The sequence below is a fragment of the Acidisphaera rubrifaciens HS-AP3 genome (assembly GCF_000964365.1).
Taxonomy (GTDB): Bacteria; Pseudomonadota; Alphaproteobacteria; order Acetobacterales; family Acetobacteraceae; genus Acidisphaera; species Acidisphaera rubrifaciens.
The window spans coordinates 1-7,411 of the sequence record NZ_BANB01000672.1 but is presented as its reverse complement, the minus strand read 5'-3'; the positions used below and the strand labels follow the sequence as shown (position 1 = coordinate 7,411).

Genomic DNA, 7,411 nt, shown 5'->3' with positions numbered 1-7,411 from the left:
CGCCGCCCGCACCCGGGTCAGCTGCCGCGCCGCGTCATGCGCCGTGACGATGCCGGCCAGAACCGCCCCCGCGTCGTCACGCGCCGCGATCGGCAGGTCGCCCCGCGCCGTCACGTCGCCGAGCGGGCCGCACGCCGCGACCCGGCCGGACTCGATCAGCACCACGGTGTCGGCAAGCCGCCCGACCTCGGCGAGGTCGTGCGAGACATAGAGGATCGGCAGCCGCATCTCGCCGCGGATGCGGGCGAGGTAGGGCAACACCTCCGCCTTGCGTGCGGCGTCGAGACTGGCGAGCGGCTCGTCCATCGCCAGCAGCCGCGGCTGTGCCAGGAGTGCGCGGCCGATCGCCACGCGCTGGCGTTCCCCGCCCGACAAGGTGTGCGGCCGCCGGTCCAGCAGGGCGCCGATGCCCAGCAGATCCACGACCTCGGTGAAGCTGATCGGCCCGGCGGGCGCCCGCCGGGCGCCGTAGCGCAGGTTGCCGCGGACCGACAGGTGCGGGAACAGGCGCGCGTCCTGGAACACCAGCCCGATCCGCCGCCGCTCGGGCGCGATCCAGGTCCCGGCGCCGGTATCGGCCAGCACGGCGCCGCCGACCGCGACGCGCGCGCTGGCGGGGCGAAGCAGCCCGGCCACGACGTTGACGACCGTGGATTTCCCGCTGCCCGAGGCGCCGAACAGCGCCACCGTGCCGTCCGCCGGGGCGCTGAAGGCGATGTCGAACGCCGTGCCCCCCAGCCGGTGGCGGAAAGCCACCTCCAGCGACGCGGTCATGCCAGCCCCTCAGCGGCCCAGGCGGACGCGCAGCCGGCGGCCCAGCGCCTCCGCGAGCAGCAATCCGGCCAGCGCGAGCACCACGGCGACGACGGACAGCCGCGCCGCCGTCGCCTCGCCGCCCGGCGACTGCAACGCGGTGTAGATCGCCAGCGGCAGCGTCTGCGTCTGCCCCGGAATGTTGGCCGCGAAGGTGATCACCGCGCCGAACTCGCCGAGCGAGGCCGCGAACCCCACGACCGCCGCGACCAGGATGCCCGGCGCCGCCAGCGGCAGCACGATCGTCACGAAACGGTCGAGCCAGCCGGCGCCGAGCGTGCGCGCCGCCTGTTCAAGGCCGGGATCGATCCCCTCCAGCGACAGACGCACGGCGCGCAGCATCAGCGGAAAGACCATCACCGCGCAGGCCAGCACCGCTCCCGCGCGGGTGAATACCAGCCGGATGCCGAACCAGGCGTCGAGCCACGCGCCGACCGCGCCGTTTCGCCCGAAGATCAGCAACAGCAGCCAGCCGACGACGACCGGGGGCAGCACCAGCGGCAGGTGCGCCAGCGCGTCGAGCAACGCCCGGCCGGGGAAGCGCCCCCGAACGAGCAGGAATGCCGCCAGCACCGCAAGCGGCAGGCCGAAGGCGACGCTGCGGGCCGCGATGTCGAGCGTCAGCCGGACCGCGGTCCATTCATCGGCCGACAGCAGGGCGCTATTCCGTCTTGAAGCCGCGCGCCGCGAAGATGCCGCGCGCCGTGTCCCCGGCCAGAAAGTCCAGCAGCGCCCGCGCCTGCGGCGTGTCGCCGCCCCGCATGAGGGCGAAGGGATAGACGATCGGCGCGTGACTCGCGGCGGGGAACACGCCCGCCACCATCACCTGCCGGCTGACCGCCGCGTCGGTGCCGTAGCAGATGCCGGCCGGCGCCTCGCCCCGCTCGACCAGCAGCAGCGCGCTGCGCACGTTGTCGGCCGGCGCGAGACGCCCCTTCACGCTGTCCCAGATGCCGAGCTTGCGCAGCGCCTCGGCCGCGTAGATCCCGGCGGGCACGTGCGCGGGATCGCCCACCGCCAGCCTGCCGTCGGCGCCCAGCAGGGCCGCGAGGTCGAAGCCGGGCCGGATATCGACGTGCCGCGGCGCGGCGGCGGGCACGACGAGCACCAGATCGTTCGACAGGAGATCGCGCCGCGTGCCGGCGACCACCAGCCCGCGCTTGTCCAGGTAGTCCATCCATCTGAGATCGGCCGAGCCGAACAGGTTCGCCGGCGCGCCCTGTTCGATCTGCCGCGCGAGGGTGGAGCTGGACCCGAACGAAAGCCGCAGCTCCGGATGCCCCAGCTTCGCCCAGGCGGCCGAGACGTCCTTCATCGCATCCGTCAGGCTCGCCGCGGCAAAGACGGTCAGCGGCGTCTCCGCCGCGCGGACCCGCGCGCCGGGCGCCAGGGCGACGGCTGCGAGCCCGCCGAGGGCTACGCGACGGCCGATCAACGGCCGCGCTCCTCGAGAAAGGTCCGCAGATCGGTCACGGATTGCGGCGGCGGCAGGTGGTCGAACAGCAGCGCGGACAGGGCGGTGCCGGTCGCAGCCCCGGCCCCGCCATCGGCCCCGCTCCGCCCCGACAGCCAGGCGAGGCCGAGCAGGCGGTTGATCGACGGCGGTTCCTCGATCCAGCCGAAGGGAACCTCAGGCTCCACCAACACGTGCCCGTCCCTGACCGCCGGCACCGCCTGCCACGCGGCCGATTTCGCCATGGCGGCGCGGGCATCCATGCCGTGGATGAGGATGAGGTCGGGGTTCAGCGCCGCGATGTCGGCGATGCTGGCGGGGCGGAACATGCCACCCTTCGCCGATGGCGGCGCGACCGGCGTCCAGCCGAGCAGCGTCACCACCTCGGTCGCCAGCGACCCCGGCTGCGCGACCGCCGGCGGGTCACCGCCGCGCAGGATCGCGACACGCATCGCCCGTGCGGGCTTCGGCACCGCCGCCAGGAGATCCTCGGCCAGCCGCGCCAGCATCTCGCCGCGTGCCGGCCGCCCGACCGCCTGCCCGGCCAGACGCAGCGCCGCCGGCGCCGCTGTCAGATGCCCGTCGAGCAGGATGGTCGGGATGCCGGTCTGGCGCTGGATGTCGGCCGCGGCGCGGGCATAGCGCGGGGTCGCGTCGCCGTAATCGAGCACGAGATCGGGATGATAGGTCTTCACCGCAGCACCCGCCCCTTCGAACGTCACGCGCGCGACCGAGGGCAGCTTGGCGAGGGCGGGCGGCAGGAAGGCGGCGGCGGCGGCCGAGGGCGGATGGGTCCAGCCGATCATCAGGTCCGGCGCCAGCGCCGCCAGCAGCACCGATGCGGGATACCCGGCGGGAAGCACACGCGCGGGATGGTCCGGGACCTGCACCGTGCGCCCGGTGGCATCGGTGATCTCCGCCGCGCCGGCGACCCTGCCCGCGACGAGGAGGGCGATCACAGCCAGGACCAGTCGGCGCACGGCCACCATCCGTTCGGTTACCCGGCCACGTTATAGTCGCCCAAACCGAGCGGTAAAGCCTCAGCGGCGCGCCGCCGCGATCAGGACGCGCATATGGGCAACCACGGCGGCCAGCCCGTCCGTGATCGCCTGACCGATCAGGAAATGCCCGATGTTGAGCTCGCGCACCTCCGGAAAGGCCGCGACGGGGCCGACATTGTCATAGGTCAGCCCGTGCCCCGCATGGCATTCCAGACCAAGCTCGGCGGTCAGCGCCGCCGCCGCGCGGAGGCGGTCCAGCTCGCCCGGCCGGCCGTCCGCATAGGCGCCGGTATGCAGCTCCACGACCGGCGCGCCGATCGCCGCCGCCGCGCGCAGCTGCGCGGGGTCGGGATCGATGAACAGCGACACGCGGATGCCGGCAGCCGACAGGGCCGCCACGGCGGGGCGCAGCGCGTCCATCTGCCCGGCCACGTCGAGGCCGCCCTCCGTCGTGACCTCCTCGCGCCGCTCCGGCACGAGACAGCAGGCATGCGGCCGGGCGGCGCAGGCGATGCGCACCATCTCCGCCGTCGCCGCCATCTCCAGGTTGATCGGCGCGGTCAGCGTCGCCATCGCGCGGGCAAGGTCGTCGTCGCGGATATGCCGCCGGTCCTCGCGCAGATGCATGGTGATGCCGTCCGCCCCGGCGGCGATCGCGATGCGCGCCGCGTGCAGCGGATCGGGATGCGCGCCGCCGCGCGCGTTGCGGACGGTGGCGACGTGGTCGATGTTGACGCCGAGACGGACCGGGTTCATGGCGCGGGATGCTGCCCCCGCGCCCGCGCGGCGGCAAGCGTCGCGGCCATGCGGATCGCCGCGATCAGGCTCGACGGATCGGCGATGCCGCGGCCGGCGATGTCATAGGCCGTGCCGTGATCGGGCGAGGTGCGCACGATCGGCAGCCCGAGCGTCACGTTGACGCCGTTGTGCATGTCCAGCGTCTTGAGCGGGATCAGCACCTGATCGTGATACATGCCGAGCGCCACGTCGTAGCGGGCGCGGGCGTCCGCGGTGAACATGGTGTCGGGCGGCCATGGCCCGGTCGCGTCGATCCCCTCGGCCCGCAGCGCGGCGACGGCCGGAGCGACGATCGCTTCATCCTCGGCGCCCAGCGCGCCGCCCTCCCCGGCATGCGGGTTGACGCCGGCCAGCGCCAGACGCGGTGCGGCGATGCCGAAATCGCGCCGCAGCGCGGCGTGGGTGATCCGCGCGGTGTCGACGATCAGCCCGGTGGTCAGCGCCGCGAGGGCATCGCGCAGCGAGAGATGGATGGTCACCGGCACCACGCGCAACGCGGGGCAGGCCAGCATCATCACCGGCATGGCGCCGCCGGTCAGCGCGGCCAGGAACTCGGTATGGCCGGGATAGGCGAAGCCGGCGGCATACAGCACCGATTTGTTGATCGGACTGGTCACGACGCCGCCCACCTCGCCGGCCAGCGCGAGCGCCGCCGCACGCTCGATCGACGCGACGGCGCCGCCCGTCTCGGCAAGCACCGGCAACGCCTCGGCAAAGACAGCCGACGCCTCGGCCGCCGACGCGACGGGGCGGAGCGGCACGGTGGCATCAATCGCGCGCAGGCGCGCCTGGTCGTCGATGGCGACGAAGGCCGGCCCGCTGTGGCGCAGCGCCCGCCAGGCCTTGAGCGTGATCTCGCCGCCGATGCCGGCGGGATCGCCCATGGTGAGCGCGAGCGGGGTCACCGGCCGGGGCCGATCGGAGGCGCGCCCATCAGATGTGAATCGCGCGGTCCTCGACGGCGAGCGCCGCTTCCTTGACCGCCTCGTTCAGGCTCGGATGCGCGTGGCAGGTGCGGGCCACGTCCTCGGACGAGGCGCGGAACTCCATCGCCGTCGCGATCTCCGCGATCAGGGTGCCGGCGTCGGGGCCGATGATATGCGCGCCGAGGATCTCGTCGGTGGTCGCATCGGCCAGGATTTTCACGAACCCGTCGGTGTCGCCCATTGCGCGCGCGCGCCCGTTGGCGGTGAAGGGGAAGCGGCCCGCCTTGTACGCCACGCCCGCCGCCTTCAGCTCCTCCTCGGTGCGGCCGATGGAGGCGACCTCGGGCCACGTGTAGACGACGCCGGGAATGACGCCGTAGTTGACGTGACCGGCCTGCCCGGCGATGCGCTCGGCGACGGCGATCCCTTCTTCCTCCGCCTTGTGCGCCAGCATCGGGCCGTCGATCACGTCGCCGATGGCCCAGATGCCGGGAACATTGGTGGCGTAATGCCCGTCCGTCCGTACGCGGCCGCGCGCATCCGTCGCCACGCCCACGGCATCGAGGCCGAGATTTTCCGTGTAGGCGCGCCGGCCGATCGCGACCAGCACCACGTCGGCGCGCAGCTCCTCCGCGGTCCCGCCCGCCGCGGGCTCCACGGTCAGCGTCACGCCGTCGTTGCCGGTGCGCGCGCCCGTCACCTTGGTGCCGAGGCGGAACGTCATCCCCTGCTTGCCGAGTATGCGCGCGAAGGTCTTGGCGACCTCGCCGTCCATCGTTGGCACCAGCCGGTCGAGGAACTCGACCACCGTCACCTTCGCGCCGAGGCGCAGCCAGACGCTGCCCAGCTCAAGCCCGATATAGCCGCCGCCGATCACCACCAGATGCTCCGGCACCCGGTCCAGTTCGAGACCGCCGGTGGAGGTGACGATGCGCTTCTCGTCCACCTCGACGCCCGGCAGCGGCACGCTTTCGCTGCCGGTGGCGACGACGATGTGGCGCGTGGCATAGGCGGTGCCGTCCACCTCCACGGTGCCCGGCCCGGTGATCCGTCCCTCGCCGCGCAGCCAGTCGATCTTGTGCTTGCGGAACAGGAACTCCACGCCCTTGACGTTGGCGGCCACGACCTCGCCCTTGCGGGCCTGCATGCGCGCCAGATCGAGCTTGATGCCGTCGATGAGGATGCCGTGGTCGGCGAACCGGTGGGCGGCGGCGGTGAAATCCTCGCTCGACTGCAGCATCGCCTTGGACGGGATGCAGCCGATGTTGAGGCAGGTGCCGCCGAGCGTCGCGCGCTTTTCGACGCACGCGACCTTCATGCCGAGCTGCGCCGCGCGGATGGCGCAGACATAGCCGCCGGGGCCTGCCCCGATCACGATGACGTCGTAGGTGTCGGCCATGTCGTCAGCCCCGTTTGAGTTGGCCGGGCGCGGCGCGCCTGCCGGCCCGTCAGACCTCGAGCAGCAGGCGGCGCGGATCCTCGATGCCTTCCTTGACGCGCACGAGGAAGCTCACCGCCTCGCGCCCGTCGACGATGCGGTGATCATAGCTGAGCGCGAGATACATCATCGGCCGGATCTCGACCTTGCCGCCGATCGCCATCGGACGTTCCTGGATCTTGTGCATGCCCAGGATCGCGGATTGCGGGTGGTTCAGGATCGGTGTCGACATCAGGCTGCCATAGACGCCGCCGTTGGTGATGCTGAACGTCCCGCCGGTCAGTTCCTCGAGCTTCAGGGCGCCGTCGCGGGCGCGGCGGCCGAAATCGGTCACCGCCGCCTCGATCTGCGCGAAGCTCATGCGGTCGGCGTCGCGGACGACCGGCACAACAAGCCCGTTCGCGCCGCCGACGGCGATGCCCATGTGGACGAAGTGCTTGTAGACGATCTCGTCGCCGTCGATCTCGGCGTTGACGGCCGGAAACTCCTGCAGCGCGGCGACGCAGGCGCGGACGAAGAACGACATGAAGCCGAGGCGCACGCCCTTGTGCTTCTTCTCGAAGGCGTCCTTGTACGCGGCGCGCAGCTCCATGACCGCGGTCATGTCCACCTCGTTGAAGGTGGTGAGCATCGCCGCCTCGTTCTGCGCCTGCTTCAGGCGCTGGGCGATGGTGCGGCGCAGGCGCGTCATGCGCACCCGTTCCTCACGCGGATCGGCCTCGCGCGGCGCACGCGCCGCCGGGGCCGGCGCCGCCGGGGCCGGACGGTCGAGGAAGGCCAGCACGTCGCCCTTGGTGATGCGGCCGTCCCGGCCGGTGCCTGGGACGATGGACGGGTCGACGGCGTGATCGGCCATGATCTTGGCCGCCGCCGGCATCGGCGTGTGCGCGGCGGCGATGTCGGATGGCGGGGTCGCCGGGCGCGAGACCGGGCCGCGCGGCTGCGGCGGCGGATTGACCCCCGACGGCGGGTTGGCCGCCGC

General features: G+C 72.9%; 8 protein-coding genes. All 8 read right to left on the bottom strand.

The genetic code is table 11. The features are described from left to right. Nucleotides 1–774: molybdenum ABC transporter ATP-binding protein (gene modC / locus B8460_RS16205; protein ID WP_048862649.1), on the bottom strand; the 774-nt coding region annotated here is incomplete at its 3' end. Between the two features lie 9 nt (nt 775–783). Further along, nucleotides 784–1,467, bottom strand: coding sequence for a molybdate ABC transporter permease subunit (modB, locus tag B8460_RS16200; RefSeq protein WP_456303911.1), 684 nt, complete (start codon nt 1,465–1,467; stop codon nt 784–786). A gap of 7 nt (nt 1,468–1,474) precedes the next feature. Continuing rightward, complete coding sequence (modA, locus tag B8460_RS16195; RefSeq protein WP_052945270.1) at nt 1,475–2,248, bottom strand: molybdate ABC transporter substrate-binding protein; 774 nt, start codon at nt 2,246–2,248, stop codon at nt 1,475–1,477. Beyond that, complete coding sequence (locus B8460_RS16190) at nt 2,245–3,246, bottom strand: ABC transporter substrate-binding protein (protein WP_158322920.1); 1,002 nt, start codon at nt 3,244–3,246, stop codon at nt 2,245–2,247. The genes modA and B8460_RS16190 overlap by 4 nt, the downstream gene beginning before the upstream one ends. Before the next feature lie 60 nt (nt 3,247–3,306). After that, nucleotides 3,307–4,023, bottom strand: a complete 717-nt coding sequence (locus B8460_RS16185) for a pyridoxine 5'-phosphate synthase (RefSeq protein WP_048862646.1) — start codon at nt 4,021–4,023, stop codon at nt 3,307–3,309. Then, nucleotides 4,020–4,970, bottom strand: a complete 951-nt coding sequence (gene pdxA / locus B8460_RS16180) for a 4-hydroxythreonine-4-phosphate dehydrogenase PdxA (protein WP_277813987.1) — start codon at nt 4,968–4,970, stop codon at nt 4,020–4,022. The genes B8460_RS16185 and pdxA overlap by 4 nt, the downstream gene beginning before the upstream one ends. A 28-nt stretch (nt 4,971–4,998) precedes the next feature. Next, nucleotides 4,999–6,390, bottom strand: coding sequence for a dihydrolipoyl dehydrogenase (gene lpdA / locus B8460_RS16175; RefSeq protein WP_048862645.1), 1,392 nt, complete (start codon nt 6,388–6,390; stop codon nt 4,999–5,001). A 49-nt stretch (nt 6,391–6,439) separates the two neighbouring features. Then, a partial coding sequence (odhB, locus tag B8460_RS16170; protein WP_048862644.1) for a 2-oxoglutarate dehydrogenase complex dihydrolipoyllysine-residue succinyltransferase occupies nt 6,440–7,411 on the bottom strand: 972 nt, incomplete at its 5' end.

Bases quoted from the DNA above. Each gene is read 5' to 3' on its own strand.
- lpdA (WP_048862645.1), bottom strand. From the start codon at position 6,390: ATGGCCGACACCTACGACGTCATCGTGATCGGGGCAGGCCCCGGCGGC.
- B8460_RS16185 (WP_048862646.1), bottom strand. From the start codon at position 4,023: ATGAACCCGGTCCGTCTCGGCGTCAACATCGACCACGTCGCCACCGTC.